The sequence below is a fragment of the Rhodoferax sp. LB1P47 genome, from assembly GCF_056521445.1.
Map to the genome: position 1 here is coordinate 83945 of NZ_JBWMAU010000007.1, position 26665 is coordinate 110609.

At 62.8% G+C, this 26665-nt stretch carries 24 protein-coding genes; 12 read left to right on the plus strand and 12 right to left on the minus strand.

Going from position 1 to position 26665, the window contains the following annotated elements:
• Positions 1-410: 410 nt before the first annotated feature.
• Positions 411-3530, minus strand: coding sequence for an Rne/Rng family ribonuclease (locus AC0969_RS10220; RefSeq protein WP_479624039.1), 3120 nt, complete (start codon positions 3528-3530; stop codon positions 411-413).
• 570 nt (positions 3531-4100) lie between these two features.
• On the opposite strand from AC0969_RS10220, the gene AC0969_RS10225 reads away from it, so the two are divergent.
• The 7 genes from AC0969_RS10225 to AC0969_RS10255 all read left to right on the plus strand — a co-directional run bounded on the left by AC0969_RS10225 (position 4101) and on the right by AC0969_RS10255 (position 10598).
• Positions 4101-5108, plus strand: coding sequence for an RluA family pseudouridine synthase (locus tag AC0969_RS10225; RefSeq protein ID WP_479624040.1), 1008 nt, complete (start codon positions 4101-4103; stop codon positions 5106-5108).
• 71 nt (positions 5109-5179) lie between these two features.
• Positions 5180-6913, plus strand: coding sequence for a type IV-A pilus assembly ATPase PilB (gene pilB, locus AC0969_RS10230; RefSeq protein WP_479624041.1), 1734 nt, complete (start codon positions 5180-5182; stop codon positions 6911-6913).
• Between the two features lie 23 nt (positions 6914-6936).
• Entirely contained in the window at positions 6937-8154 is a 1218-nt protein-coding gene (locus AC0969_RS10235; protein WP_479624042.1) for a type II secretion system F family protein, read from the plus strand.
• On the plus strand, positions 8154-9005 hold the full coding sequence (locus AC0969_RS10240) for a prepilin peptidase (RefSeq protein WP_479624043.1): 852 nt from the start codon (positions 8154-8156) through the stop codon (positions 9003-9005). Before AC0969_RS10235 ends, AC0969_RS10240 begins: the two co-directional genes overlap by 1 nt.
• Before the next feature lie 4 nt (positions 9006-9009).
• Entirely contained in the window at positions 9010-9618 is a 609-nt protein-coding gene (gene coaE / locus AC0969_RS10245) for a dephospho-CoA kinase (RefSeq protein WP_479624044.1), read from the plus strand.
• Positions 9619-9639: 21 nt separating this feature from the next.
• On the plus strand, positions 9640-10395 hold the full coding sequence (zapD, locus tag AC0969_RS10250) for a cell division protein ZapD (RefSeq protein ID WP_479624045.1): 756 nt from the start codon (positions 9640-9642) through the stop codon (positions 10393-10395).
• A gap of 2 nt (positions 10396-10397) precedes the next feature.
• A complete protein-coding gene (locus AC0969_RS10255) occupies positions 10398-10598 on the plus strand; it encodes a DNA gyrase inhibitor YacG (protein WP_479624046.1) in 201 nt (66 codons plus the stop codon).
• A 51-nt stretch (positions 10599-10649) separates the two neighbouring features.
• Here the strand turns inward: AC0969_RS10255 and AC0969_RS10260 are convergent, their stop codons facing one another.
• The 4 genes from AC0969_RS10260 to secA form a co-directional block, all read right to left on the minus strand.
• Entirely contained in the window at positions 10650-11117 is a 468-nt protein-coding gene (locus AC0969_RS10260) for an NUDIX domain-containing protein (protein ID WP_479624047.1), read from the minus strand.
• Positions 11114-11992, minus strand: coding sequence for an ATP-binding protein (locus AC0969_RS10265; RefSeq protein ID WP_479624048.1), 879 nt, complete (start codon positions 11990-11992; stop codon positions 11114-11116). Before AC0969_RS10265 ends, AC0969_RS10260 begins: the two co-directional genes overlap by 4 nt.
• Entirely contained in the window at positions 11989-13218 is a 1230-nt protein-coding gene (argJ, locus tag AC0969_RS10270) for a bifunctional glutamate N-acetyltransferase/amino-acid acetyltransferase ArgJ (RefSeq protein ID WP_479624049.1), read from the minus strand. Before argJ ends, AC0969_RS10265 begins: the two co-directional genes overlap by 4 nt.
• A 69-nt stretch (positions 13219-13287) precedes the next feature.
• Positions 13288-16023, minus strand: a complete 2736-nt coding sequence (secA, locus tag AC0969_RS10275; protein ID WP_479624050.1) for a preprotein translocase subunit SecA — start codon at positions 16021-16023, stop codon at positions 13288-13290.
• A gap of 215 nt (positions 16024-16238) precedes the next feature.
• On the opposite strand from secA, the gene AC0969_RS10280 reads away from it, so the two are divergent.
• A complete protein-coding gene (locus AC0969_RS10280; RefSeq protein ID WP_479624051.1) occupies positions 16239-16562 on the plus strand; it encodes a hypothetical protein in 324 nt (107 codons plus the stop codon).
• Between the two features lie 47 nt (positions 16563-16609).
• On the opposite strand, the gene AC0969_RS10285 is transcribed toward AC0969_RS10280, so the two are convergent.
• Positions 16610-17584 (minus strand): tripartite tricarboxylate transporter substrate-binding protein, encoded by a 975-nt coding sequence (locus AC0969_RS10285; RefSeq protein WP_479624052.1) that lies wholly within the window; start codon positions 17582-17584, stop codon positions 16610-16612.
• Between the two features lie 110 nt (positions 17585-17694).
• Positions 17695-18150 (minus strand): universal stress protein, encoded by a 456-nt coding sequence (locus tag AC0969_RS10290; protein ID WP_479624053.1) that lies wholly within the window; start codon positions 18148-18150, stop codon positions 17695-17697.
• A gap of 73 nt (positions 18151-18223) precedes the next feature.
• Here AC0969_RS10290 and AC0969_RS10295 point away from each other — a divergent pair, with 73 nt between their 5' ends.
• On the plus strand, positions 18224-18925 hold the full coding sequence (locus AC0969_RS10295) for an alpha/beta fold hydrolase (RefSeq protein ID WP_479624054.1): 702 nt from the start codon (positions 18224-18226) through the stop codon (positions 18923-18925).
• A gap of 65 nt (positions 18926-18990) precedes the next feature.
• Here AC0969_RS10295 and coaD read toward each other — a convergent pair whose 3' ends face one another.
• From coaD to AC0969_RS10315, 4 genes are read right to left on the minus strand one after another with little or no spacing between them, the layout of a single operon-like run.
• The gene (coaD, locus tag AC0969_RS10300; protein WP_479624055.1) at positions 18991-19485 is read right to left on the minus strand and encodes a pantetheine-phosphate adenylyltransferase; all 495 of its coding nucleotides are present in this window, start codon (positions 19483-19485) and stop codon (positions 18991-18993) included.
• Positions 19482-20132: a 16S rRNA (guanine(966)-N(2))-methyltransferase RsmD gene (gene rsmD, locus AC0969_RS10305; protein ID WP_479624056.1), complete on the minus strand. Its 651-nt coding sequence runs from the start codon at positions 20130-20132 to the stop codon at positions 19482-19484. The genes coaD and rsmD overlap by 4 nt, the downstream gene beginning before the upstream one ends.
• The gene (locus tag AC0969_RS10310; protein WP_479624057.1) at positions 20129-21472 is read right to left on the minus strand and encodes a M16 family metallopeptidase; all 1344 of its coding nucleotides are present in this window, start codon (positions 21470-21472) and stop codon (positions 20129-20131) included. Before AC0969_RS10310 ends, rsmD begins: the two co-directional genes overlap by 4 nt.
• Positions 21472-22845, minus strand: a complete 1374-nt coding sequence (locus AC0969_RS10315; RefSeq protein WP_479624058.1) for a M16 family metallopeptidase — start codon at positions 22843-22845, stop codon at positions 21472-21474. Before AC0969_RS10315 ends, AC0969_RS10310 begins: the two co-directional genes overlap by 1 nt.
• Before the next feature lie 28 nt (positions 22846-22873).
• Here AC0969_RS10315 and ftsY point away from each other — a divergent pair, with 28 nt between their 5' ends.
• Positions 22874-23908 (plus strand): signal recognition particle-docking protein FtsY, encoded by a 1035-nt coding sequence (gene ftsY, locus AC0969_RS10320; RefSeq protein WP_479624059.1) that lies wholly within the window; start codon positions 22874-22876, stop codon positions 23906-23908.
• On the opposite strand, the gene AC0969_RS10325 is transcribed toward ftsY, so the two are convergent.
• Positions 23871-24635 carry a hypothetical protein gene (locus AC0969_RS10325; RefSeq protein ID WP_479624060.1) on the minus strand — a complete coding sequence of 255 codons (765 nt, stop codon included), beginning with the start codon at positions 24633-24635 and terminating at the stop codon, positions 23871-23873. The genes ftsY and AC0969_RS10325 overlap by 38 nt on opposite strands.
• Before the next feature lie 81 nt (positions 24636-24716).
• Between AC0969_RS10325 and AC0969_RS10330 the strand changes: the two genes are divergently transcribed.
• Together AC0969_RS10330 and AC0969_RS10335 are read left to right on the plus strand one after the other, a co-directional pair.
• Complete coding sequence (locus AC0969_RS10330; RefSeq protein WP_479624061.1) at positions 24717-25406, plus strand: alpha/beta hydrolase; 690 nt, start codon at positions 24717-24719, stop codon at positions 25404-25406.
• Positions 25403-26659, plus strand: a complete 1257-nt coding sequence (locus AC0969_RS10335; protein WP_479624062.1) for an Hsp70 family protein — start codon at positions 25403-25405, stop codon at positions 26657-26659. The genes AC0969_RS10330 and AC0969_RS10335 overlap by 4 nt, the downstream gene beginning before the upstream one ends.
• Positions 26660-26665 lie beyond the last annotated feature (6 nt).

The window sequence follows — 26665 nt, forward strand, 5'->3', positions numbered from 1 at the left end:
GCAAAGCCGAGAACGCATGTAGCAGCGCCAACCCCCTTGCAGGGGGCGAACCCAGTGGCCCGGCAAAGCCGGTTCCACGGGTTCCTGCGAGGCGTGCGTTCTGCCTCTTGGTGGGCGGGGGATCCTTGAATTTCTACTTGTTTTTATAGGTTCAAATAGTGCTCTAGCGCATATTCAATTTGCGTGCGCAGCTATAAAAAATAGAGTTAAAAGTAATAGCAAACCCATGCCAAAAAAAATGGACCCGAAGGTCCATTTTTTAGATGTAGCCACTACAGCTACGCACACCCGGCTTCAGCCAGAACGTCCGCCCGCCAAGAACACCGCAGAACTGGCTTTGCCAGGCTGCTGGTGTTGCCCCCTGCAAGGGGGGTGGGCGTAAACACGCAGTGTGTAGCCTGGGGGTGTTCCTAAAACGGCAGGTCCATCTTGCCTAGGTCGCGCTTGGTTTCGACCATCACCAGGGGTTCAGCCTGGATGGGGGCTACTGCGGGACGTACGCGGGGTACATGCACCACGGTGGCTTCGGCGGCAATCGCGGCCTGGACGGCAGCGGCGCGCTCTGGGCTGGTGCCCACCCATTGCAGACCCGAGCTCTGGGCCAATTGGTCCAGCTCGGCGGTCGGCAGGGCGAACACCGGCTTGGGTGCGATGGCAACGGCCACCGGGGCTGCCACAGGTACTACCACCGGCGCAGACACCACCGGTGCAGCCATCTCGGCCACCACGACGGGGGCAGGTGCCGCCACCGGCTCTACCACCACCGCTGCTGCGCGCTCTACCAGAGACTCGGCTTGCGGCTGTGCGTCCGACTCCACGGGGTTGGGCACAAACGCGGCAGGTTCACCGGAGTTGTCACGCGGCGCGCGGTCCTTGCGGTCGCGGCCATAGCGGTCACGGGAGCGCTTTTCGCGGCGCTGGGGCTCTTCGCCTTCGGGACGGGCTTCGTCGCTGCGTTCCGCCACGGAGGCATCGGCATCGGCGGCTACCGACAAGGCTGCATCGGCTTCCGTCGCGGCCTGGGCTGCAGCGAAGTAGGACGGACGCTCGGGGCGCTCGGCAGGTTCACGGTCCATGCGGGATTCGCGGGGCTCGCGCTCGGCACGGGGTTCGCGGTCGGCACGGGGCTCACGCGCTGGGCGGGGCTCGCGGTCCGCACGCGGTTCGCGCTCTGGGCGACCATTACGACCCGCTTCGGCTGCGGATTCAGTGTTGGCTTCGGGCTGGGCCTCGCGGGGGGCGCGGGGTTCACGCAGGTCGGGACGGGGCTCGTCTTGGCGATCCTGGCCTGGGGCCGCGTCTTCACGCGGGCCACGGCCACCACGGCTACCGCGTGGGCTGCGCTCACCGGCACTGCGGGGCGCGCGTTCTGGACGCACCTCGGAGTCGCCTACTTCGATGTTGGCGGCGCCGTCCATCACCGCAGCGTCCATCCCTAGGGCCTGAGCGTCCACCTCGGAACGCTCACGCGGACCCTGCTGGCGCTCACCTCGGCCACGGCCACCCCGGTTGCCACGGCCGGCGTCGCCTTCAGCACGCGGTGCCTCATTGCGCTCTGGGCGGTCTGCACCATTGCGTGGAGCGCGCTCTGGACGGGCTTCCTGGCCTTCACGGGGCTCGGCATTGCGGGGACCACGGCCACGGCCTTGGCCTTCGGCTGCTTCTTCGCGGCCACCACGGCCATTGCGACCGCCTCGGCTGGCACCGTCACCCCGTGGGTTACGGGGGTCACGCTTGGCTTCGGGTTTGGGCGCATCGGTCACCGTGGACGACACGACAGCAGCTACCACCACGGGCGCAGGCGCGGCACCAAACAGGTTTTTCAACCAACCGAAAAAGCCCGCCTCTACGGGCGCAGCGACCGGCACGGTCACCGGCGCCACCACAGGCACAGGGGCCACGGCCTTGGGCGCAACTTGCGGTGCAGGTGCATCGGGCAGCACACCCTTGATCACCGGGGTTTGCTTGTTGGTGGGCTCTTGGGAGCGGCGCGTTACCGAAGTGGACTCGTCCACCACGTCGGCCATTTTGTAGCTGGCTTCGATATGGTCCAGGCGCGGGTCGTCGTGCTTCAGGCGTTCCAGCTTGTAGTTGGGCGTTTCCAGCGTTTTATTGGGCACCATCAGCACGTTGATGCGCTGTTTCAGCTCAATCTTGGCGATCTCGGTGCGCTTCTCGTTCAGCAGATATGACGCGACATCCACCGGCACTTGGCACATGACCGAGGCAGTGTTGTCCTTGAGCGACTCTTCCTGGATGATGCGCAAAATTTGCAGTGCGCTGGATTCGGTGTCACGGATATGGCCGGAACCACCGCAGCGTGGGCAGGGAATCGAAGCCCCTTCGCTGAGCGCCGGACGCAGGCGCTGGCGGCTCATTTCCATCAAACCAAACTTGCTGATGGTGCCAAACTGGACCCGGGCGCGGTCTTGGCGCAGCGCGTCGCGCAGGCGGTTTTCGACGTCACGGCGGTTACGCGACTCTTCCATGTCGATAAAGTCGATCACGATCAGGCCGCCCAAATCGCGCAGACGCATCTGGCGGGCCACTTCTTCGGCGGCTTCCAAGTTGGTGCGGGTAGCGGTTTCTTCGATGTCACCACCACGGATGGAGCGGGCCGAGTTGACGTCCACCGACACCAGGGCTTCGGTGTGGTCAATCACGATGGCACCGCCGGAAGGCAACTGCACGGTGCGGGCGTAGGCCGATTCGATCTGGTGCTCGATCTGGAAGCGGCTGAACAGCGGCGCGTCATCGCGGTAGCGCTTCACGCGGGCGGCGTGCTCGGGCATGACGTGGGCCATGAACTGCTGGGCCTGCTCGTACACGTCGTCGGTGTCGATCAGGATATCGCCGATGTCGGTGTTGAAGTAGTCGCGGATGGCACGGATCACCAGGCTGGATTCCTGGTAAATCAGGAACGCGCCCTTGCCCTGCTTGCCGGCACCGTCAATGGCGGTCCAGAGCTTGAGCAGGTAGTTCAGGTCCCATTGCAGTTCAGGCGCGCTGCGGCCGATACCGGCGGTGCGGGCAATGATGCTGGAGCCATTGGGGTATTCCAACTGGTCCATGGCTTCTTTGAGCTCGGCCCGGTCGTCGCCTTCGATGCGGCGCGATACGCCACCGCCACGGGGGTTGTTGGGCATCAGCACCACATAGCGACCGGCCAGCGACACAAAGGTCGTCAGGGCTGCACCCTTGTTGCCGCGCTCTTCTTTTTCGACCTGGACCAGCAGTTCCTGGCCTTCGCGGATCGCATCCTGGATGCGGGCCTGGCTGGCGGACACGCCTTGGGCAAAGTATTGTTTGGAGATTTCCTTGAACGGCAAAAATCCGTGGCGGTCTTCACCGTAATCGACAAAGCAGGCTTCCAGCGAGGGCTCGACGCGGGTAACTACCGCCTTGTAAATGTTGCCCTTGCGTTGTTCGCGCCCCTCAATTTCAATTTCATAGTCGAGCAGTTTTTGCCCGTCCACAATCGCCAGCCGACGTTCTTCCGACTGGGTTGCGTTAATCAGCATCCGTTTCATGGTGCGCTTCCTTTAACTGGACCACGGGGGGTCCAGCAATGTTCTTCAATTCAATACGGCCCAAATCGGGCCTATTGATGCCTGAACCAACGCGCGGAAACAGCCGGAATGACCCAAGACTGCACTAGGTAAGCCTGGGCTCACAAGGTGACAGCGGGGGGAGGTAGAAGGAAGCGGGGGATGTGTTGGCTTGAACAGCTACTAATTTAATAGCTGCTCGCGCATAGTAGATCTGCGCCAGGGGTGATTCCATGCCAAAAACCGGGGCCATAACCGGAGCTATGAGCCACCGCCAGCAGGTTTGAAGTATCACCATCAACACAAGAGTTCTCGCTTCGATCCGTTGAGCAAGCTGGACACACTGCAAAGCGCAGAGGTTCAGCCAGGCAAGTTGGGGGGTATTCCGTATCTGTATTTCCATCGCGTCAGCTCGCCCCATCCGCTTTTGCTGCTAACGGAGCCTTGGGTGCTCGGGTTGGCGGCAGATCACATCGGGTGGCATCGACTTCGCAGCGCCGTAGATGCAATGCTCTAAACTGTGGTGAATCAAGCACTTACGACACGACGCTGGTGAAAAATATTATAGGGGCTAACACCCCACCCCCCATGCCAGAAGTCAAATTCATTACGGTCGACCCCGACGATGCCGGACAGCGGCTGGACAATTTCCTCATGCGCCACCTCAAAGGCGTGCCCAAAACCCACGTTTACCGCATCATCCGCAGCGGCGAAGTGCGGGTGAATAAGGGCCGTGCGTCCGCCGACACCCGCGTCAACGGTGGCGACGTGGTGCGGCTGCCCCCCACCCGTATTTCCGAACGCGTAGCCGTTAAAGCCGAAGCCATGTCCGCCGCCTCGGCCCCGGCCCGCGAATTCCCCATTCTGCTGGAAGACGAGCACCTGCTGGCCATTGACAAGCCCGCAGGTGTGGCCGTGCACGGCGGCAGTGGTGTGAGCTTTGGGGTCATCGAGCAACTGCGCATGGCCCGACCCAAAGCCCCATTTCTGGAATTGGTGCACCGCCTGGACCGCGAAACCTCGGGCATTTTGCTGCTGGCCAAAAAGCGCAGCGCCCTGAAAAACGTACAAGACCAGTTCCGCGACCGGGAAACCGGCAAAACCTATCTGGCGCTGGTCATCGGCCAGTGGCCCGCAAACAAAAAGGTACTGGACAAGTCTTTACACAAATACCTGCTGCCCAATGGCGAGCGCCGTGTCAAAGTGGTGGCCAAAGACGATCCAGACGGTATGCGGTCGCTCACCCTGGTCAAAGTGGCGCAGCATTTTGACGGCTTCAGCCTGCTGGAGGTCACCATCAAAACCGGCCGCACCCACCAGATCCGCGTACACCTGGCCTCCGAGGGCTTCCCCATCGCTGGCGACGATAAATATGGCGACTTCGAGGCCAACAAAGCCATGGCAAAACAGGGGCTTAAACGCATGTTTTTGCATGCCTGGCGCTTGCAACTGAGCCACCCCGCCAGCGCTGAAACCGTGGTACTGAACGCCAGCCTGCCAGAAGAATTGCAGCGATTTTCATCTGTATTACCAGCGAAAACCACCCACTCCCCCGGCTGATGCAGGTTTACAGGCATGGCTGAATCAAGGATGATTCAGTTACCTTTTGCTACCTGCTACATTTTGGGCTTATGGCCGCTGTTGAACCCTTCTCCAAAGAAACATCTTCTGTAGCGCTTCCCGGCTTGGGAAGGGTTCTGATCTCTGCCGGCAAGCTTGGCCAACGTGCAGCCGAAGACATTTACCGTAAAGCCCAAACCAATCGTTCCAGCTTCATTGCCGAACTGATGTCCTCCGGGGCGGTATCGGCATCGGACCTGGCACACACCATGTCCACCGCGTTTGCCGCGCCCCTGCTGGACATCGACGCAGTAGACCGCAACCGTCTGCCCAAAGACCTGCTGGATGCCAAGATTTGCCAGTCTTACCGCGTGGTGGTGTTAAGCAAACGCAACAACCGCCTGATCGTGGCCACCGCCGATCCATCGGACCAAGAGGCCGCAGAAAGAATCAAATTCTCCACCCAATTGGGTGTGGACTGGATCATTGCCGAATACGACAAGCTGTCGCGCATGGTGGATGCCAACGCCGTCACCACCGGTGAAACGATGGACCACATCATCGGTGGCGACTTTGACTTTGACGACTCGGTGATAAGCACCCCCGCTGAAGCCGCCGAAATCAATATGGCCGAGGTGGAAGACGCTCCGGTCGTCAAGTTTTTGCACAAAATGCTGCTGGACGCCTACGGCATGCGTGCCTCCGACTTGCACTTTGAACCCTACGAGCACAACTACCGGGTGCGTTTTCGCATTGACGGTGAACTGCGCGAAATCGCCTCGCCGCCAGTCGCCATCAAAGACAAGCTGGCTTCACGCATCAAGGTCATATCGCGGCTGGACATCTCGGAAAAGCGGGTTCCGCAAGACGGCAAGATGAAGCTCAAAATTGGCCCAGACAGGGTCATCGACTTCCGCGTCAGCACCCTGCCCACGCTGTTTGGCGAAAAAATCGTAATCCGGATTCTGGACCCGAACAGTGCCAAGCTGGGCATTGATGCGCTCGGGTACGAGCCCGAAGAAAAAGCCCGGGTCATGGAAGCCATTGGCCGCCCGTACGGCATGGTGCTGGTCACCGGCCCCACGGGTTCGGGCAAAACCGTGTCGCTGTACACCTTCTTGAACCTGCTGAACAAACCGGGCGTGAACATTGCCACGGCCGAAGACCCGTCCGAAATCAACTTACCGGGCGTGAACCAAGTCAACGTGAACGAAAAAGCGGGCATGACCTTCGCGGTGGCGCTGAAGTCCTTTCTGCGCCAGGATCCAGACATCATCATGGTGGGCGAAATCCGCGATCTGGAGACCGCCGACATCTCGATCAAGGCCGCGCAAACCGGTCACCTGGTGCTATCCACGCTGCACACCAACGATGCGCCCACCACCTTGACCCGCATGCGCAACATGGGCATTGCACCGTTCAACATCGCATCCAGCGTGATCCTGATCACCGCCCAGCGTTTGGCTCGGCGCTTGTGCCCGGCATGCAAGACTCCGATTGATATTCCGCAAAAGACCTTGCTGGAATCCGGCTACAAGCCCGAAGAACTGGATGGTTCCTGGAAACCCTACGGCCCGGTAGGCTGCAATGCCTGCAACAACGGCTACAAAGGCCGCGTCGGCATTTACCAAGTGATGCCCATTTCCGAAGATATCCAGCGCATCATTTTGCGCGACGGTAGCGCACTGGACATTGCCGAACAGGCAAAACTTGAAGGCGTGCGAACCCTGCGCCAGGCCGGGTTGCACAAGGTAAAGCTGGGCATGACCTCGCTTGAAGAAGTGCTCGCCGTGAGCAATGAATAGACCACGACTTAGCAAAGCACTTTATGGCAACAGCTGCATCCAGAAATATCAAAGAATTTGTTTTCGAATGGGAGGGCAAGGACCGCAACGGCAAGCAGGTGCGCGGCGAAACGCGGGCATCGGGCGAAAACCAGGTCACCGCTTCCTTGCGCCGCCAGGGGGTGTTCCCCACCAAGATCAAAAAACGCCGCATGAGCTCGGGCAAAAGCATCAAGCCCAAAGACATTGCCATTTTTACCCGCCAGCTCGCCACCATGATGAAGGCCGGTGTGCCCCTGCTGCAATCCTTTGACATTGTGGGGCGCGGCAACGCCAACGCCAGCGTCACCAAGCTGCTCAACGATATCCGCCAGGATGTGGAAACCGGCAGCTCGCTGAGTGCCGCCTTCCGCAAGTTCCCGCTGTACTTCAACAGCCTGTATTGCAACCTGGTCGAAGCGGGTGAGGCGGCGGGTATTTTGGAGGCCCTGCTGGACCGCCTGGCGGTCTACATGGAGAAAACCGAGGCCATCAAATCCAAGATCAAGTCGGCCCTGATGTACCCCATATCGGTGGTGGTGGTGGCGTTTATCGTGGTGGCGGTGATCATGATTTTTGTGATTCCGGCCTTCAAAGAGGTGTTCAGCAGCTTTGGTGCCGACCTGCCCGCACCCACGCTGTTCATCATTGCCGTCAGCGAAGTTTTCGTGAGTTACTGGTGGCTGATTTTTGGCGGCATTGGCGGCGGGATCTACTTTTTCATGCAGGCTTGGCAACGCAACATCAAGATGCAGCAGGTCATGGACCGCATCATGCTGAAAATGCCGGTGTTTGGTGTGCTGGTTGAAAAGTCATGCATCGCCCGCTGGACCCGCACCTTGTCCACCATGTTTGCCGCCGGTGTACCACTGGTGGAAGCGCTGGACTCGGTCGGCGGCGCCTCGGGCAATTCGGTGTTTGAGCTGGCGACCGACAAAATCCAGCAAGAAGTGTCTACCGGCACCAGCCTGACTACCGCGATGGGCAACGCCAAGATCTTCCCGTCGATGGTGCTGCAAATGTGCTCCATCGGCGAAGAATCCGGCTCCATCGACCACATGCTGGGCAAGGCAGCCGATTTTTACGAAGCCGAAGTAGACGACATGGTGGCCGGTCTGTCCAGCCTGATGGAGCCCATCATCATCGTGTTTTTGGGCACCATCATTGGCGGCATCGTGGTGTCGATGTACCTGCCGATTTTCAAGCTGGGCCAAGTCGTTTGATGCTGGACGCGCAATGGCTGGCCGCCCTGTTAGGCGGTCTTTTCGGGTTGCTGCTGGGCAGCTTTCTGAATGTGGTGGTCTACCGCCTGCCCAAAATCATGGAACGGCAATGGGCGCAGGAATATGCCGACATGCAGGGCACCGAGCCCCACCCGTCGGTGGCGGCCGAGCCGTTTAGCCTGTCGGTGCCGCGCTCGCGTTGCCCGCACTGTGGCCACCCAATCCGCTGGTTCGAAAATATCCCCGTCGCCAGCTACCTGGCGCTGCGCGGCAAATGTTCTGCGTGCCGCGCCCCCATTAGCCCCCGCTACCCGGCGGTGGAAGTTGCGACAGCCGGGCTCTTTTTCTTCTGCATTTGGCATTGGGGGCCCACGGCCACCGGCTTGGCCTGGTGCGGTTTTGCCGCTGCACTATTGACGCTGGCGCTGATTGACTGGGACACCACTCTGCTGCCCGATGACATCACCCTCCCCTTGTTGTGGGCCGGATTGATCGCTTCCTCGCTGCATTGGACGGCGGTGCCCTTATTCCCCGCCTTGTGGGGTGCGGTGGCCGGTTACCTTTCGCTGTGGAGCATTTACTGGGTCTTCAAGCTGCTGACCGGCAAAGAGGGCATGGGCTATGGCGACTTCAAGCTGTTTGCCGCGCTGGGGGCCTGGTTTGGCTGGGAGGCGCTGGTGCCGATGATTTTGATGGCCTCGGTGATTGGGGCCATCGTGGGTATTGCCATGAAATTCAGCAGCGGCCTGCGCGAGGGAGGTTACATCCCGTTCGGCCCATTTTTAGCGGGTGCAGGCTTGACGGCGATGGTTTTTGGCCCCAACGCCATCTTGCATTTTGTCGGTTTGTAAGGCCATGCCACACTGCCTACGGCTCGGGCTCACCGGCGGAATTGGGAGTGGAAAAAGCACTGTAGCGCTTATGCTGCTTGCACAGGGCGCTACAGTTATTGATGCAGATGCCATCTCGCGCCAGGCTACCGCCGCCTCAGGGCCTGCCATGCCGGCCATCCGTGCCGCCTTTGGGGCGGACTGCATCACCGCCGAGGGCGCGATGGACCGGGACCGGATGCGGGCCCTCATCTTCAGCGACCCCGGCGCAAAAAAGCGCCTGGAATCTGTCCTCCACCCGCTGGTCGGCCAAGAGATTGAGGCCCAATTTCAGCAGGCGCAGGCCAGTGGAGCCCGTTGCGTGGTGTTTGACATCCCCCTGCTGGTCGAATCCGGCCACTGGAAAGACCGGCTGGACCAGGTACTGGTGGTGGACTGCACGGTTGAGACGCAAATAGCCCGCGTGGTGGCCCGCAGCGGCATGGCGCAAGCCGACGTGCGCCAAATCATCCAGAGCCAGGCCAGCCGGGAACAGCGCTTAGCCGTGGCCGACGTGATCCTCCTCAACGAGGGCCTAACGCTGGCGCAACTGCAACGGGAGGTGGAGAAAATCGCCCCCTTGTTCGGGCTATGATGCCGCCACTGGAAAAACCGCGTGATCCTCTACGAATACCCCTTTAACGAACGCATCCGCACCTATTTGCGGCTGGAACACCTGTTCAGGCGCTTGGGGGAACTGGTGCCCCGCAGCCACCCGCTGGACCACCATTACGCGCTGACCACGATCTTTGAAGTGATGGACGTGGCGGCCCGCGCCGACCTCAAATCTGACGTAATGCGCGACCTGGAGAAGCAAAAAGTCATCCTCAACGGCTACCGGGGCAACCCGTCGATTGCCGAAGAGGTGTTGGACGATGTCATCGCCCAGCTCGACCGCTGCTACACCGCCCTGCACGAGCAGCCTGGCAAAGCGGGCCACGCACTCACCGAAAACGATTGGCTGATGGGCCTGCGTAGCCGCGTCGGCATTCCTGGCGGCACCTGCGGCTTTGACCTGCCCGCCTACGCAGCCTGGCAGCACAAACCCGCCGATGTGCGCCGCCATGCGATAGAGCAATGGGCCTCCACCCTGGCCCCGCTGGCCGAGTCCATCCACCACCTGCTGAAGATGCTGCGCGACTCGGGTGCGCCGCAAAAAGTGGTTGCCCCTAGCGGCCAGTTCCAGCAAAACCTGCCGCAGGGCCGCACCTACCAGCTGCTGCGCCTGCGGATTGACCCGGCGCTGGACTTGATTCCCGAAATCAGCGGCAACCGCCTGATGGTGTCGGTGCGCATGATGCGCCACGGCTCCGATGACCGCCTGCACGCGTGCAGCGAAGACGCTTCTTTTGAATTGACCTTGTGCTCTTGAACATGACAGACACACCGCAAAAATGGGTCGCCTGCCCCACCTGCAAAGGCCAAAGCCTGTTTGCCCCGAGCAACGCGTTCCGCCCGTTTTGCTGCGAGCGCTGTAAAAATTTGGACTTTGGCGCCTGGGCCAGCGCCAGCTTCAGTTTGCCTGCGGATGCACCGCCAGACGACCTCGTGTTCGGCGATGCCCGGCTACAGTAAATTTATAAAAAATATGACTCTAGCGCAGGTAGCACCTTCGCTAGCAGCTATCTAATATGTAGCACCCTCGAAACCACGCTCTGCGGCCAGCCAGGCCAGCACGGGCACGGTTCCCGGTAACACCGGGCCGACTTGCAGCGGTAGGGACTGCCAGGCGTGGGTTTGGGCTTCGCGCATTTCCAGTTCGCCCACCCAATCAAAAACCTTGCAGAAATGCAGCCGCACCAAGGCGTGCGGGTAATCCACCAGCTCCACCTTCCAGGGCTGGGCGGGGCCAATGGTGATGCCCAGTTCTTCCACCAGCTCGCGGCGCAGGGCCTGCTCTACCGATTCGCCTTTTTCGAGCTTGCCACCAGGGAATTCCCAGTAGCCCGCGTAGACCTTGCCTTCGGGCCGCGAAGTCACCAGAAAATCGCCATTCGGCTGCACCAGCACCCCCACCGCCACATCGACGGTGGCGCGGTCCGGTCCGCCCTCACGCGGACGGTCAGCGTCGGCAACCAACGGCTGGCCGGTCATAGAGACAGCGGGTGTTGGCCCGCATAGTCACGCGCAAACTGGTAGGCCACGCGGCCACTGCGCGAGCCCCGCTCCAGCGCCCAGACCAGCGAGGCACCACGTGCCGCCGCAATCGCTTCCTTCCCCACACCGAAAGACTGCAACCACTGCGCCACGATGGCCAAGTACTCGTCCTGGGTGAACGGGTAGAAGCTGATCCATAGGCCAAAGCGCTCGGACAAAGATATCTTCTCTTCCACCACCTCGCCGGGATGGACTTCGCCATCGTCGGTGTGGGTGTAGGTGAGGTTTTCTGACATGTACTCGGGCAGCAGATGGCGGCGGTTGCTGGTAGCGTAGACCAGCACGTTGGGCGTAGACATGGCCACCGAGCCGTCCAAAATCGACTTCAGCGCCTTGTAGCCGGGCTCGCCGTCTTCAAAGCTCAAGTCGTCACAAAAAACGATGAACTTCTCGGGCCGGTCGGCCACCACGTCCACGATGTCGGGCAGATCGACCAGATCGGCCTTGTCCACCTCGATCAGGCGCAGGCCTTGGGGCGCGTAGGTGTTCAGGCAGGCTTTGATCAGCGAGGACTTGCCGGTGCCGCGCGCACCCGTCAGCAGCACGTTATTGGCGGGTTTGCCTTCGACGAACTGCAAGGTGTTGCGCTGGATCTTGTCCTTTTGGATGTCGATCTCTTTCAGGTCGCTCAGGGCCATGCGGCCGATGTGGCGCACTGGCTCCAACACGCCGTGGCCGTTGCCCCGGCGGCGGTAGCGGTAGGCGATGGCGGCGTTCCAGTCGGGGGCGGAAACCGGCTGGGGCAAGGCCGCTTCGATGCGCTGCATCAGCTGCTCGGCGCGGTCGATCAGGCGTTCAAACTTGTCGTTCATGAGCGGTAATCCGCGTTGATGGTGACGTATTCGTGGCTGAAATCGCAGGTCCACACGGTATCAAATGCAGTGCCACGGCCCAGGCCCACGCGCACGGTGATTTCGCTTTGCTGCATCACACGCTGGCCATCTTCTTCGCGGTAGCTAGGGTTGCGGCCACCGTTAATGACCACATGCACGTCGTCCAGAAACAGGTCGATACCGGTCTGGTCCAGATCGGTAATGCCAGCGTAGCCCACGGCGGCCAGGATGCGGCCCAGGTTCGGGTCGCTGGCGAAGAAGGCGGTTTTGACCAGCGGCGAATGGGCGATGGCGTAGGCGGCCAGGCGGCATTCTTCAGACGTTTTGCCGCCTTCTACCCGCACGGTGATGAACTTGGTGGCGCCTTCGCCGTCGCGCACGATGGCCTGGGCCAGTTGCTGGGCGACTTGCTGCATCGCCGCCTTCAGGATGCGGCCATCGGCGCTGTCCATCGAAGTAATGGGTGCGTGGGCGGCCTTGTGGGTGGCGATGACCACGAACGAGTCGTTGGTGGAGGTGTCGCCGTCGATGGTGATGCGGTTGAACGAGGCATCGGCCAGGTCTTTGGCCAGTTGCGGCAGCAATACCGGGGCTATGCAGGCATCGGTGGCCATGAAGCCCAGCATGGTGGCCATGTTGGGGCGGATCATGCCCGCGCCTTTGCTGATGCCGGTGACGGTGACGGTGGCGCCGCCGATCTGCACCTGGGTGCTGAAGGCTTTGGCGATGGTGTCGGTCGTCATGATGGCCTCGGCCGCACGGCCCCAGTGGTCGGCGCGGGCATCGGCCAGGGCGGCGGGCAATCCGGCGTTGATGCGCTCGTGCGGCAGGGTTTCCATGATCACACCGGTGGAGAACGGCAAAATTTGCTCTGGCGCTAAGTCCAGGTGCTGGGCCAGCGCGATGCAGGTGGCTTTGGCGCGCATCAGGCCGTCGTGGCCCGTGCCCGCATTGGCGTTGCCGGTGTTGACCAGGATGGCGCGGATGCCCATATCCAACGCCAAGTGCTCACGGCAGATTTGCACCGGGGCAGCGCAGAAACGGTTTTGGGTGAATACGCCCGCCACCGATGCCCCCTCTTCCAGCAACACCACGGTCACGTCCTTGCGGTTGGCCTTGCGGACACCGGCCTCGGCGATGCCCAGCAGCACGCCGGGAACAGGGTGCAGGCCAGCAGGATCGGGGGCAGACAGGTTAACGGGCATGGTGGGCTTTCAAAAGGGCATAAAGATGTGAAAAACGGGCCGAAGCCCGTTGAAAAACCAGAGCTTTGCTCAGGCTAGCTTGCCGTGGCAGAGCTTGTATTTGTTGCCACTGCCGCAGGGGCAGGGGTCGTTGCGGCCTACGCGGGGCATGGCTGCACCCGTATCACTGCGGGTTTCGGCTTCACCGGTTTCGGTGGGGGCGGTATAGGTCACGTTGGCGATGCGTTCGGCCCGGTTTTCCATGGCTTCGGCGGCTTCGCCCAGTTGCTCGTTGGACTGCACCTTGACCGTCATCAGCACCTTGGTCACGTCGTTTTTCACCGCGTCCAGCAACTGGCCGAACAGCTCGAAGGCTTCGCGCTTGTATTCCTGCTTAGGCTGCTTTTGCGCATAGCCGCGCAGGTGGATGCCCTGGCGCAGGTAGTCCAGCGAACTCAGGTGTTCACGCCAATGGGTGTCGATGCTTTGCAGCAGCACCATGCGCTCGAACTGGGTGAAGTTCTCGCCGCCGACCTGGTCCACTTTGGCGCGGAAAGCGGCATGGGCAGCGGTCAGCACGGTTTCCAGAATGTCTTCGTCGGTGATGGCACTGGCGGACTGCACCTGCTCGCGCAAGGCCAAGGCCAGTTGCCATTCGTCCTGCATGGTTTTTTCCAGCCCGGCAATGTCCCACTGCTCTTCCACCGATTCAGACGGCACAAACTGGCGCACCACATCTTCTACGCAGCCTTCGCGCAGGGAGGCGATCTGGGCGGTCAGGTCCTGCGCGTCCAGAATCTCGTTGCGCTGCTGGTAAATCACTTTGCGCTGGTCGTTGGACACGTCGTCGTATTCCAGCAATTGCTTGCGCACGTCGAAGTTGCGGGCTTCCACCTTGCGCTGGGCGCTTTCAATACTGCGGGTGACGATGCCGGCCTCGATGGCTTCACCGTCGGGCATCTTCAGACGGTCCATGATGGACTTGACGCGGTCACCGGCAAAGATGCGCATCAGCGGATCGTCCAGGCTCAGGTAGAAGCGCGAAGAACCGGGGTCGCCCTGGCGGCCCGAACGGCCGCGCAGCTGGTTGTCGATTCGGCGGGATTCGTGGCGTTCGGTGGCGATGATGCGCAGGCCGCCGAGGGCCTTCACGGCCTCGTGGTCGATGGTCCATTGCGCACGCACCCGTTCGACCTCTACCGCCTTGGCGGCATCGTCCAGCGACGGATTGGCTTCGACAGCTTTGACCGCCATTTCCAGGTTGCCACCCAGCACGATGTCGGTGCCGCGCCCGGCCATATTGGTGGCGATGGTGATCATCTTGGCGCGACCGGCCTGGGCCACGATGTCGGCTTCGCGGGCGTGCTGCTTGGCGTTCAATACCTGGTGCGGCAGCTGGGCGTCGATCAGCAGGCGGTCGATGATTTCCGAATTCTCGATCGAGGTGGTGCCCACCAGCACCGGCTGGCCGCGCTCATAGCATTCGCGGATGTCCTTGATGGCGGCTTCGTACTTCTCGCGCGTGGTTTTGTAGACGCGGTCGAGCTGGTCTTCACGGCGGCTGACGCGGTTGGGCGGAATCACCACGGTCTCTAAACCATAGATCGACTGGAACTCATACGCCTCGGTATCCGCCGTGCCGGTCATACCCGACAGGCTGCTGTACAGGCGGAAGTAGTTCTGGAAGGTAATCGAGGCCAAGGTTTGGTTCTCGGCCTGGATCTGCACGCCCTCTTTGGCTTCCACCGACTGGTGCAGGCCTTCGCTCCAGCGGCGGCCGGCCATCAGGCGGCCGGTGAATTCATCGACGATGACGATTTCGCCGTCTTGCACCACATAGTGCTGGTCGCGGTGGTACAGGTGGTTAGCCCGCAGCGCGGCGTACAAATGGTGCATCAGGGTGATGTTGGCCGGGTCGTACAGCGACGCGCCTTCGGGCAGCAGGCTGTGCTCGACCAGAATGCGCTCGGCGTTTTCATGGCCGTCTTCGGTCAGGAACACCTGGTGCGATTTTTCGTCCAGCGTGAAGTCGCCGGGCTTGGTGACACCCTCGCCAGTACGCGGATCGGCCTCGCCTTCCTGGCGGGTCAGGAACGGAATGATCTTGTTGATGGCGATATAGGTGGCGGTGTGGTCTTCGGCCTGGCCGCTGATGATCAGCGGGGTGCGGGCTTCGTCGATCAGAATGGAGTCCACCTCGTCCACGATGGCAAAGTTCAGGCCGCGTTGCACGCGGTCGCGCACCTCGTAGACCATGTTGTCGCGCAGGTAGTCGAAGCCGTATTCGTTGTTGGTGCCGTAGGTGATGTCGGCGGCGTAGGCGGCCTGCTTTTCTTCGCGCGGCATGTTGGGCAGGTTGACACCGACGGTCAGGCCCAGAAAGTTGTACAGGCGCTCCATCCAGCGAGCATCACGGTTCGCCAGGTAATCGTTCACCGTGACCACGTGCACGCCCTTGCCGGACAGTGCGTTCAGGTAGACCGGCAGCGTGGCGGTCAGGGTCTTGCCTTCACCGGTGCGCATTTCAGAGATCTTGCCGTTGTGCAGCGACATGCCGCCCAGCATTTGCACATCGAAATGGCGCATCTTCATCACGCGCTTGGAGCCTTCGCGGACCAGGGCAAAGGCCTCTGGCAAGATCGCATCCAGTGTTTCACCCCCGGCCACACGCTGCTTGAAGGACAGCGTTTTTTCGCGCAGCGCCTCGTCAGACAGCTTTTCATACTGCGGCTCCAACGCATTGATACCTTCGAGCGTCTTGCGGTACTGCTTCAACAAACGCTGGTTACGGCTGCCGAAAATTTTGGTCAGAAAGTTGATGGTCATGGATGCGAGACCGCCACCGCCACGCAAGCCGGGGGTGGGCGATCGAAATTCCTAAATAATCTTGAAGTCAGATGAGGCTTTGACAGCAAAAATCAACCCGCGACGGGCCAGTTTGCGATCCACAGCCTTGGGATTTTACCTATCTGTCAGCCGGGGCAGAAATCCGGGGCAGATGCCCAAAACCTCCCTCTATCGCCTGTAATAATTGCCGCACCATGCGCCAAAGCAACCGCTCCTTCACGCTGCTGCAAGCCGCAGCCGACTCGCCCACATTGGCCCGGTTATCGGCTTTGGCCAAAGACTCCAGCGACCGGCTCAAAGCCATCAAACCGCTCATGCCCGAAGCCCTGTGGTCGGCCATCCAACCTGGGCCGATTGACGGTGCCAGTTGGTGCCTATTGGTCGGTAGCAACGCCGCCGCCGCCAAGCTGCGCCAATTGACGCCCGCACTATTGGCGCATTTACGCACCAAGGGATGGGACGTGACCGCCCTGCGCGTCAAGGTGCAAATGCGGGCTTCGCCCCACAGTGCCCAATAAAAAGCCGCCGGACCTTGCGGCGCGGCGGCTTTTTACAGCAGAAAAGATCAGTCAGCGTAGACGTTGGCCGCCTTGATGATCGGGCTCCACTTGGCGATTTCGGCCATCACAAACTTCTTGTGCTCAGCCGGCTCCATGCGTTTGTCGGTCACCACAACTGCGCCCAGGCCTTCTTGCTTCTTGATGAAATCGGGGTCTTTCAACGCGGCCTTCAACGCCGTATTCAACTTGGCCAACACCTCAGCAGGCGTGCCTTTAGGGGCGTACAGGCCGTGCCAGATGGTGACTTCAAAGTCTTTCAAACCCGACTCTTGCAAGGTGGGCAGGTCTTTCAGCGAAGGCGTGGTCAGGCGCTTGGGGGTGGTTACCGCCAGGGCTTTCACTTTTTTGGCTTCGATCTGGCTGGTGGTGTTGGTGGTTTGGTCGCACATCAGGTCGATCTGGCCACCAATCAGGTCGGTCATGGCCGGTGCCGTGCCTTTGTAGGGCACGGTGGTCATGTCGATTTGCACAGCGTTCTGGAACAGCAGGCCGCACAGGTGCGAAGCGGAGCCCACACCAGCGTTGCCCAGATTCACACGACCCTTGTTTTGCACCAACCAGGCCGACAACTCTTTGTAGTTGTTGACTGGCAGGGTGGGCTTGGTGATCAGAGTCATGGGCACTTCATTAATCAGGCCCAGGTATTCAAAGTCGCTCTCCACCTTGAACGGCAGGTTGCGCACCAGCACCGGCATGGTGGCCATACCGATGTGGTTCAACAACAGGGTGTAGCCATCGGGCGTAGCCCGTGCTGCCTTGGCCGAGCCGATGGAGCTGCCCGCCCCCGCCACGTTATCCACCACCACGCTCACGCCACCCAGCTGCTTGCGCATGGCTTCGGCCAAGTCGCGGGCCACACGGTCGGTCGGGCCACCGGCCGTAAACGGCACGATGATGCTGACCGGTTTGTTGGGGTAGTCGGTCGCATGGCTGGCCAATGCAACGGCAGTAAGGGCCAACAAGGTAACGAGTTTCTTCATCAAAGCTCCTGTGTAAATGGGGCCGATCATAGCCACGCTGCAACCATCTGCGCTATGGGAAACCACGTAGGCAGAGGGCCGGGTAATTACGTAGGCTGGCCTGAAAAAAGTCAGTCGGATGCCTCGGGCAGATCCTCGTCCTGGGGCTTGATCAGCATCACCGGCACCTGCGCGGCGTGCAGCACCTCGTGCGATACCGAACCCAACAGCGCACTGCGCAGGCTGCCCTTGTCGCGCGCGCCCATCACCACCATGTCGCAGCCAAAACGCTCCACGATGTCGATCAACGTGTGCGCCGGGTCGCCCACGGCCACCTCGGTGGCGTAGCCGATACCGGCGTGCCGCAGCAGCGCCTCGCCCGCCTTCAGCGCCTTGGCACCGGCCTGGGCACTGGCCCGGGCGATCAACGCCGGGTCGGCGGCCATCACCATCTCGTACAGCTGCGGCGGCTCCTGCACATTGGCCAGCAGCACGTCCACCTGCAGGCCCTGGCGCACCAAGCGGATCACTTGGCGCACGGCTTGCAGCGAGACTTCGGAACCGTCTAGGGGCAGCAAAATTTTCATGGCGGTATCCTCCCGTGGTTTGAATAGGGCCAGCATAGGCCAAATTCCCCCCTCTTCTCGCAAAGATTCACGCATGCCCCAACTCATCTTCATTCCCGGTCTGGCCACCGATGCCGACATGTGGCAAGACCAGTTGGCCGCCGTGCCGCCAGCCTGGCACGCCACGGTGGCCAACGTGCTCAACCACCCCAGCATCGCCAGCATGGCCCAGGCCGTGCTGGATGCGTACCCTGGTGAGATGGTGCTGTGCGGCGCGTCGATGGGCGGCATCATCGCGATGGAAGCCGTGCGCCGGGCCCCGCAGCGCATCCAGGCCCTGGCCTTGCTGGGCAGCAGCGCCCGGCCCGAGCTGCCGCACCACCGCCAGCAGCGCGAAACCGCCATCCAGATGGTCGAAGCCGGCCGCCTGCCTGAATTTGTGCGCGCCACCGCCGCGATGGCCTTCTCGCCCACCCACCCCAGCGACAAAGCCGATCTGCAACGCTACAAAGACATGGTGTTGCGCACCCCGCCCGCCCTGTGGGTGCAGCAAAACCGCGCCCTGTCGGACCGGCCCGACGCACGCCTGCACCTGGGCGCGGTGCGCTGCCCTACGCTGGTGCTGTGTGGCGACAAAGACCTGCTGACCCCGGCTCTGCTGTCGGAAGAAATCGCCAGCCTGGTGCCCGGTGCGGAACTGCACCTGCTGCCCCGCTGCGGGCACATGCTGACGATGGAGCAGCCGGAAGAAGTCAACGCGGTGCTGCTGGACTGGTTAGGTCGGCTCGCATTGTGATGCTATATTTTAAATAGCTACCTGCGCATATAGAACATGCGCCAGATGCCGATTTGGCTTAAAAATCAGCCCTGCTCGCGCACCTTTTCAGCCAGCTTTTCCAGTACAAATGGCGAGACAAACTTGTGCACCTCGCCACCCAGCAAGGCGATCTCGCGCACAAAGGTGCTGGAGACAAACTGGTAACCGTCGCTGGGGGTGAGGAAGACGGTTTCCACATCGGGCATCAGGGTGCGGTTCATGCCGGCCAGCTGGAATTCGTAGTCGAAGTCGGTCACGGCGCGCAGGCCGCGCACCATCGCTTTACCGCCCTTGGCCACCACAAAATCACGCAGCAGGCCGCTGAAGCTTTCTACCTGCACCTGGGGGTAGGCTTTGACGGATGCACGCACCATCTCCAGCCGCTGCTCCAGGCTGAACAGCGTCTTTTTATGGTGTCCGGCGGCCACGGCGACGATCACCTGGTCGAACAAGCGCACGGCGCGGCGCACCACGTCCTCGTGGCCCAGGGTCATGGGGTCGAAGGTGCCGGGGTAGACCGCTATCACCGGGGGATTCATGGCGCGACGGCGGCGGTCAGCAATTGCAGCAAATGGGCGTGGACCGCACCGGCCTTCAGGTAGCGGTGCAGCCGCAGGCCCAGCGGGGCCAGCAGCTCATCGGTCCACTTGGCGGGGGCTTCCATGTAGACAAAGCCGTTGGCCTGCACCGCCTTGGCTGCGGCGTTCAAGGACGGTTCGTACAGACCAGACTCGAACGGCGGGTCGAGGAACACCAGGTCCAGGCTGCCCACCGCCAGTTGCCGCAGGCCCGCCACGCCATCGCCGCGCTGGACCTGGGTGGCTGTGGCCTGTAGCTTGGTTTGCGTGATTTTGAGCTGGGCCACCAGGGCCGGGTCTTGCTCGAACAGGTGCACGCTGGCGGCGCCGCGCGATGCGGCCTCGAAGCCCAGCACGCCGGTGCCCGCAAACACGTCCACGCAGCGCCAGCCGGTCAGGTCCTGGCCCAGCCAGTTGAACAGGGTTTCGCGCACCCGGTCGGGCGTGGGGCGCAGGCCGGGCTTGCTGGCCACGGTGAGGCGGGTGCGCTTCCAGGTGCCGCCGATGATGCGGATCTCGCCGGGCTTGCCGCCCACGGGATGCGGGTCGGACGGGCGGGGTTTGGTTTTACGGGCGGCTTTTTTGGGGGGACGTTGCAACGTGCTCATTGGGTTTCTCCGACCACGATGGTGGCCATTTTTTCGGGTTGCAGGATACGGGCAAATGCCGTTTGGATGTCGGCTTGCGTGACGCGGGCGATCTGTGCGGTCCAGTGGTCCAGGTAGTCCAGTGGCAGATGGTTCCAGGCGATGTTAGCCACGTTGTCGAGCAGTTTGCGGTTGCTGTCGATGCGCAGGGCAAATCCACCGGCCAAATTGTCTTTGGCAGCTTGCAGTTCTGCCCCTGTGGGGCCGTCGGCCACGAAGCGCGCCAGCACGTCTTGGGCCACCTGGATGGCCTGTTTGGCCTGGTCGGGCCGGGTTTGCAGGGCAATGGTGAAGGCCCCGGCGTGCAAGCCGGGGGCAAAGCCGCTGTACACGCTGTAACTCAGGCCGCGTTTTTCACGCACCTCGGTGGTCAGGCGCGAACCAAAGCCGCCGCCACCCAAAATGTGGTTGCCCACCAGAAGGGCGAAGAAGGCCGGGTCATTGCGCGGGTAGCCCACTTGGCCGATCAGCACCTGGGCCTGGGCGGCATCAAAGGGAATGCGCTGCGCGCTGGCGCGTGTGAGGGGCTGCACATCGGCCACAGCGGGTAATGGCGTGCACGCCGTGGCAGGCAGGCGTGCCAGCAGCCGGGTCACCAGCGCATCGGCCTGCGCCCGGTCTACCGCGCCCACCAGGCTGACGGTGGCGCGGCAGGGAAGGATGCTGCGGGCGTAGAGCGTGCGCATGTTGGTTACCTGGATGCGGGCCAGCGTATCGGCGGTCAGCTCAAAACCATAGGGATGGCTGCCGTACACAGCGGCGGCAAACGCCCGCCCGGCAAGGGTGGCGGGCCGGGTATTGGTCTCCTTGATCTGGGCCGCCACGCGCTGGCGTTCACGCTGCCACAGGCTGTCGCTGAAGGCGGGCTCGCCGATCTGGCGGGCGGCCAGGGCAGTGGCTTGCGCCAGCAGGTCGGGATATGTCAGGGTGCGCAATGAGAAGCTGAAGCGGTCGGTGCTGGCGCTGCTGGACAGCGTTGCGCCCAGGTCGGCCCAGGCTTCGCCCAGGGCGTTTTCGTCCAAGGCCGGGTCTTTGCCCACCGCCCGCACGCCTTGCGCCGCCATGCCTGCCGTCAGCCCCGCCAGTCCGGCCTGCGCGGCCGGGTCGCGGCGGCTACCGGCATCAAAGTCGATCTGCACGTCCAGCATGGGGATGGCCGGGCTAGGCACGAGGTAGACCTGTGCGCCACTGGCTTGCGTCCAGTGCTGGATAGGTATTCCTGCCACCGCAAAATTTAAGCCAAATAGGCCGCTAGCGCATATAGCACCTGCGCAAGCAGCTATGTTTTTAATAGTAATCATCAGTGCAGCTCCCCCTGGGGCGTAGTGCGGGGTTTCTTACGATTCGGGTCCAGCGGCTGCGGGCGCAGCGTGGCCACCGTCAGCTGGTCGTCGCCAAAGTATTGCGCCGCCACGGCCTGCACCTGGGCGGCGGTGATGCCGCGCAGCCGGGCGATCAGGCGGTCATTGGCATCCAGCGGCAGGCCTTGCACCCAATGGCTGCCCAGTTCGCGGGCCTGCTGCATCACCGAGTCGCGCTTGTAGACGGCGCTGGACACCCACTGGGTTTTGACGCGGCTCAGCTCGGCCTCGGTCACGCCTTTGTGCGCCACCAGGGCAATTTGGGCGCGCAAGGCGGCTTCGACCTGCGCGGCGCTGTGGCCTGCGGCGGGCACGCCGTCCAGCACAAACAGCTGCGGGCCGCGCCCAGACAGGCCGTTGTGGGCGCCAGCGCTGTCGGCCACCGGGCCGCCGGGCTGGCCGTGGTCTTGCGTCAGGGCGCGCTCCAGCCGGGCACCGCTGTAGCCGTCGAGCACGGCGGCCAGCACAGTCAGGGCCAATGCGTCGTCGCTCTCCGCTTGCAGGCTGGGGACTTTGAAGGCCAGGCTGACCAGGGCTTGCTCGGCCGGGGCTTTGAAGTCCAGGCGGCGGATGCCCACTTGCGCGGGCTCCAGCCGGGGCTTGCGGGCAGGCACGGCGCGCGCCGGGATGCTGCCGTAGTGCTTTTGCGCCAGCGCACACACCTGGGCCGGGTCCACATCACCGGCCACCACCACGGCGGCGTTGGCCGGGGTGTACCAGCGCTGGTAGAAGGCGCGGGCATCGGCTGGGGTCATGGCCTCCAGGTCGCTCATCCAGCCCACCACCGGGCGGCGGTAGGGCGATGCGGTAAAGACGCTGGCCATCAGCGCCTCGTGCATCCGCGCCCGGGGGGCATCTTCGGTGCGCATGCGGCGCTCTTCTTGCACCACGGCGAGCTCGCGCTGGAATTCTTCGTCGCTCCACTGGTTGTGGGCGAAGCGGTCGGCTTCCAGCTGCATCACGGCTTCGAGCTTATCGGCCGGGATTTGCTGGTAGTAGCCGGTGTAGTCCAGCGAGGTAAACGCGTTTTCACGCCCGCCCACAGCGGCCACGCGGCGCGAGAACTCGCCCGGCGGCAGGCTAGGCGTGCCTTTGAACAGCATGTGCTCCAGCACGTGGGCCACGCCCGAAGTGCCATCCACCTCGTCCATCGCGCCCACGCGCACCCACAGCATCTGCACGGCAGTGGGTGCACGGTGGTCGGGCTGGACGATGACGGCCATGCCGTTGGGCAGGTCGCATTGGGTGGGCTGGGTTTGGGCACCTGCGACGGCGCTGAACAGAGCGAAAAACGGGAAAAGTAGACGTTTCATAGAATGGCTGATTCTAAGAACCCACCCAATGTTCAGCTTTTTCAAGAAAAAACCCCCCTCTCCCGAAATTGCGGCCCCTGCGCCCGCCACAGAAACCCCCACCACCGGCTGGTTGCGCAACCCATTTGCAGCTAAACCTGTCGAGGTTGAAGCCCCCACCGCCCCCCGCGCAGGCTGGATGGACAAGCTCAAAAACGGCCTGCGCAAAACCGGCTCCAGCATCGCCACCGTGTTCACCGGCACGCAGATCGACGATGCGCTATACGAGCAGCTGGAAGATGCCCTGCTGATGGCCGACACCGGCGTGAAGGCCACGCAATTTCTGCTGGACGACCTGCGCCAGCGCGTTAAAGCCGCCAAGGCCACCGAACCCCAGGCCGTGAAGGCGCTGCTGATCGAGTCCATCACCGCCCTGCTCACCCCGCTGGAAAAACCCCTGGTGATCGGCCAGCACACGCCTACCGTCATCATGGTCACCGGCGTGAACGGGGCTGGAAAAACCACCTCCATTGGCAAGCTAACGCGCCACCTGTCTGCGTCGGGTGCTAGCGTTTTACTAGCAGCCGCCGACACCTTCCGCGCCGCTGCCCGTGAGCAACTGGGCGTGTGGGCCGACCGCAATACGGTAGACATCGTCAGCCAGGAGGGCGGCGACCCGGCCTCGGTGGCGTTTGACGCGGTCAGCGCAGGCAAGGCGCGTGGCAAAGATGTGGTGCTGGTGGACACCGCAGGCCGCCTGCCCACGCAACTGCACCTGATGGAAGAGCTGAAGAAGATCCGCCGCGTGGTGGCCAAAGCCGACCCCAGCGCGCCGCACGAGGTGCTGCTGGTGATCGACGGCAACACCGGGCAAAACGCCGTGAGCCAGGTGAAGATTTTTGACGATGCGATCCAGCTCACCGGCCTGATCGTCACCAAGCTGGACGGCACGGCCAAGGGCGGCGTGCTGGCGGCCATTGCCCAGGAGCGGCCGATTCCGGTGTACTTTATTGGCGTGGGCGAGCAGCTGGAAGACCTGGAAACCTTCAACGCCCGGGAATTTGCCCAGGCGCTGCTGGCGTAGGGGCGACGCTGCTGCAAGCTCCCACAAACAGCAGCGCCCCGTCGGCCCCCAGCAGCCGCGCACGGCTGGCCCGGCGGTCCACGATCCACTGGGCACCGCTGCCAAACACCACCTCGGTGCCGCCCACAAACCCCGAACTCAGCCACTGCGTGTGGACGGCCACCGCGTCGTCGGCCACGCTATAACGCACCTCGGCGCTGCGCCGCGTCTGCGTGCTGCCATCGGCCTGCAAATCGCACCACAGGCTGGCCATGTCGGGCGGGCCACCGTGTTCCAGCAGCGCTTGGGCGATCTGCCGGGCACGGCCGGGCTGGCTGGTGCTGCGGCAGGCAAATTCGGCCACCATCCAGCTGCCGTCCAGCATGTGGACCGGGGCGAAGTTCAGGCTATCAATGTCCAAAGCCGTGGCGCGACGCTGCAACACCGGGGCTTCGGGCTGGAGCGAGGCCGATGGCAGGCTGGAGGCCAGCGTGGCCAGGCGGGGCGGGTTGTCGCAATCGGCCACAAATTCCGCCGTACCCACCAAGGGGCTGGGCCGGTGCAGGTTGATCAAAAAATAGCTACCCGCCACATGGCGGCGGCCGATGACCTCCAGCGACACCGCGTCCACGCCCACCAGCACGTCGTCGATGCGCTGCACGATCTGCATGTCTTTGCTGGCAGCCCCGGCTGCGCCACAGAACACCAGGCAAAACGATAGCAACAGGGATAGGCGGCAAATGGGCATGCAGGTGATTTTGCCCGGGTTGGCGCGACCTCTTTAAAATCACGCTCCTCTCCAGACCGCAATCCTAGGGTAAGCCCTTGGATGACCACCATGAACACCTTACTGCAACGCATCGAAATCGAAAGCGCCCCCCACCCCACCGCCGCCGTGATCTGGCTGCACGGCCTGGGGGCCAGCGGCGATGACTTTGCGGCCATCGTGCCCGAGCTGAACCTGCGCGGCTGCGCCGCCATTCGCTTCGTCTTTCCGCACGCGCCCACCATGCCGGTGAGCATCAACAACGGCTACGTGATGCCCGCCTGGTACGACATCAAAAACGCCGACCTGGTGCGCCAAGAAGACCCGGCCGGCATCCACGCCTCGGCCCGCGCCATTGAGGCGCTGATCGCCGTGGAAGTGGCCCGTGGCATTGCGCCCGAGTGCATCGTGCTGGCCGGTTTCTCGCAAGGCTGCGCGATGGCCTTGCACACCGGGCTGCGGCATCCGGCCCGGCTGGCCGGGGTGATGGCTTTGTCAGGCTACTTGCCGCTGGCCGACACGCTGGCCACCGAGCGGCATCCGGCCAACTTCCAAACCCCCATCTTCATGGCCCACGGCACGGCCGACCCGGTGGTGCCCCTGGCCCGCGCCGAGGCCTCGCGCCAGGCCCTGCTGGCGCTGGGCTACCCCGTGCAATGGCACACCTACCCGATGCCGCACAGCGTGCATCCACAGGAAGTGGCCGACATCAGCGCGTTTCTGCAATCGGTGCTGGGAGCTGTAAAAGCATGATGCTCGGGATCGACTTTGGCACCTCCAACACCGTAGCCGCACTGGTGCGCGCCGACGGCAGCCTGGACATGATTGCGCTGGACGCGGGCAAGCCCACGCTGCCTACCGCGCTGTTCTTCTCCCACGAAGACCAGCACACCAGCTATGGCAGCGCCGCCATGCAGGCCTACCTGGCAGGCACCGAGGGGCGGTTGATGCGCTCCATCAAAAGCCTGCTGGGCAGCCCGCTGATGGACGAAAAAACCGTGGTCAACGGCCAGCTGGTCAGCTTCACCGACATTCTGGGCATGTTCTTCAAGGAGCTGAAAAAGCGCTCTGAGGCCCACCTGGGCCACGCGGTGCAGCACGCCATGCTGGGCCGCCCGGTGCATTTTGTAGACGACAACCCCGAGCGCGATGCGCTGGCGCAGGCCACGCTGGAGCGGGCCGCCCGTGCGGCGGGCTTTGACGAGGTGCAGTTCCAGCTGGAACCCATCGCCGCCGCCTTCGACTTCGAGCGCCGCGTGAGCACCGACACCACCGTGCTGGTGGTGGACATTGGCGGCGGCACCTCCGACTTCACGGTGGTGCGCGTAGGCCCCGGCCGGCGAGCCCTGGGCGACCGCAGCCGCGATATTTTGGCCACCACCGGCGTACACATTGGCGGAACCGATTTCGACCAGTTGCTGAACCTGCGCCATGCCATGCCGCTGCTGGGCCTGGGCCACATTGGCCCGAGCGGGCGCGAGGTGCCGTCGGGCGTGTTTTTTGACCTGAGCACCTGGCATCTGATCCACCAGTCGTATTCCCGCAAGAGCCTGGCGCAGGCGGCCGATTTGCGCGATGCCTATGCCAACCGGACCTTGCACCAGCGCCTGCTGCACGTGCTGCAAGAGCGGGTGGGCCACCATATTTTGGCCAACGTGGAAACCGCCAAGATTGCCTGCTCGCTGTCTGGCGCAGCCACTGGCGTCGATCTGGACTGCATCGAGCGCAACCTGACCGCCCAGATCAGCCCCGACGGTCTGGCCCAGGCGCTGCAAGCTCAGCTGGCCCGGGTGGTGCAGTGCGCGCAGGAATGTGTGGCGCTGGCCGGGGTGGTGCGGCCCGATGCGGTCTACCTGACCGGTGGTTCGTCGGCCCTGGCCCCGCTGCAAACCGCCATGCAGTCCCTGTTTCCGCAGGTCCGCCTGGTGGCGGGCGACCGCTTTGGCAGCGTGGCGGCGGGTTTGGCGTATGCGGGTTCGGTCGCCCGCGAGATGGCAACGGCCTGAACCCAG

What these genes read in the sequence shown, in the direction of transcription:
- AC0969_RS10325 (WP_479624060.1), bottom strand. Translation starts at nt 24,635, where the DNA reads ATGCCCATTTGCCGCCTATCCCTGTTGCTATCGTTTTGCCTGGTGTTC.
- AC0969_RS10315 (WP_479624058.1), bottom strand. Translation starts at nt 22,845, where the DNA reads ATGAAACGTCTACTTTTCCCGTTTTTCGCTCTGTTCAGCGCCGTCGCA.
- AC0969_RS10255 (WP_479624046.1), top strand. Translation starts at nt 10,398, where the DNA reads ATGACAGACACACCGCAAAAATGGGTCGCCTGCCCCACCTGCAAAGGC.
- pilB (WP_479624041.1), top strand. Translation starts at nt 5,180, where the DNA reads ATGGCCGCTGTTGAACCCTTCTCCAAAGAAACATCTTCTGTAGCGCTT.
- AC0969_RS10280 (WP_479624051.1), top strand. Translation starts at nt 16,239, where the DNA reads ATGCGCCAAAGCAACCGCTCCTTCACGCTGCTGCAAGCCGCAGCCGAC.
- AC0969_RS10220 (WP_479624039.1), bottom strand. Translation starts at nt 3,530, where the DNA reads ATGAAACGGATGCTGATTAACGCAACCCAGTCGGAAGAACGTCGGCTG.
- rsmD (WP_479624056.1), bottom strand. Translation starts at nt 20,132, where the DNA reads ATGAGCACGTTGCAACGTCCCCCCAAAAAAGCCGCCCGTAAAACCAAA.
- AC0969_RS10265 (WP_479624048.1), bottom strand. Translation starts at nt 11,992, where the DNA reads ATGAACGACAAGTTTGAACGCCTGATCGACCGCGCCGAGCAGCTGATG.
- AC0969_RS10260 (WP_479624047.1), bottom strand. Translation starts at nt 11,117, where the DNA reads ATGACCGGCCAGCCGTTGGTTGCCGACGCTGACCGTCCGCGTGAGGGC.
- AC0969_RS10335 (WP_479624062.1), top strand. Translation starts at nt 25,403, where the DNA reads ATGATGCTCGGGATCGACTTTGGCACCTCCAACACCGTAGCCGCACTG.
- coaD (WP_479624055.1), bottom strand. Translation starts at nt 19,485, where the DNA reads ATGAATCCCCCGGTGATAGCGGTCTACCCCGGCACCTTCGACCCCATG.
- AC0969_RS10285 (WP_479624052.1), bottom strand. Translation starts at nt 17,584, where the DNA reads ATGAAGAAACTCGTTACCTTGTTGGCCCTTACTGCCGTTGCATTGGCC.
- AC0969_RS10290 (WP_479624053.1), bottom strand. Translation starts at nt 18,150, where the DNA reads ATGAAAATTTTGCTGCCCCTAGACGGTTCCGAAGTCTCGCTGCAAGCC.
- AC0969_RS10330 (WP_479624061.1), top strand. Translation starts at nt 24,717, where the DNA reads ATGACCACCATGAACACCTTACTGCAACGCATCGAAATCGAAAGCGCC.
- ftsY (WP_479624059.1), top strand. Translation starts at nt 22,874, where the DNA reads ATGTTCAGCTTTTTCAAGAAAAAACCCCCCTCTCCCGAAATTGCGGCC.
- AC0969_RS10240 (WP_479624043.1), top strand. Translation starts at nt 8,154, where the DNA reads ATGCTGGACGCGCAATGGCTGGCCGCCCTGTTAGGCGGTCTTTTCGGG.
- coaE (WP_479624044.1), top strand. Translation starts at nt 9,010, where the DNA reads ATGCCACACTGCCTACGGCTCGGGCTCACCGGCGGAATTGGGAGTGGA.
- AC0969_RS10310 (WP_479624057.1), bottom strand. Translation starts at nt 21,472, where the DNA reads ATGATTACTATTAAAAACATAGCTGCTTGCGCAGGTGCTATATGCGCT.
- secA (WP_479624050.1), bottom strand. Translation starts at nt 16,023, where the DNA reads ATGACCATCAACTTTCTGACCAAAATTTTCGGCAGCCGTAACCAGCGT.
- AC0969_RS10235 (WP_479624042.1), top strand. Translation starts at nt 6,937, where the DNA reads ATGGCAACAGCTGCATCCAGAAATATCAAAGAATTTGTTTTCGAATGG.
- AC0969_RS10295 (WP_479624054.1), top strand. Translation starts at nt 18,224, where the DNA reads ATGCCCCAACTCATCTTCATTCCCGGTCTGGCCACCGATGCCGACATG.
- argJ (WP_479624049.1), bottom strand. Translation starts at nt 13,218, where the DNA reads ATGCCCGTTAACCTGTCTGCCCCCGATCCTGCTGGCCTGCACCCTGTT.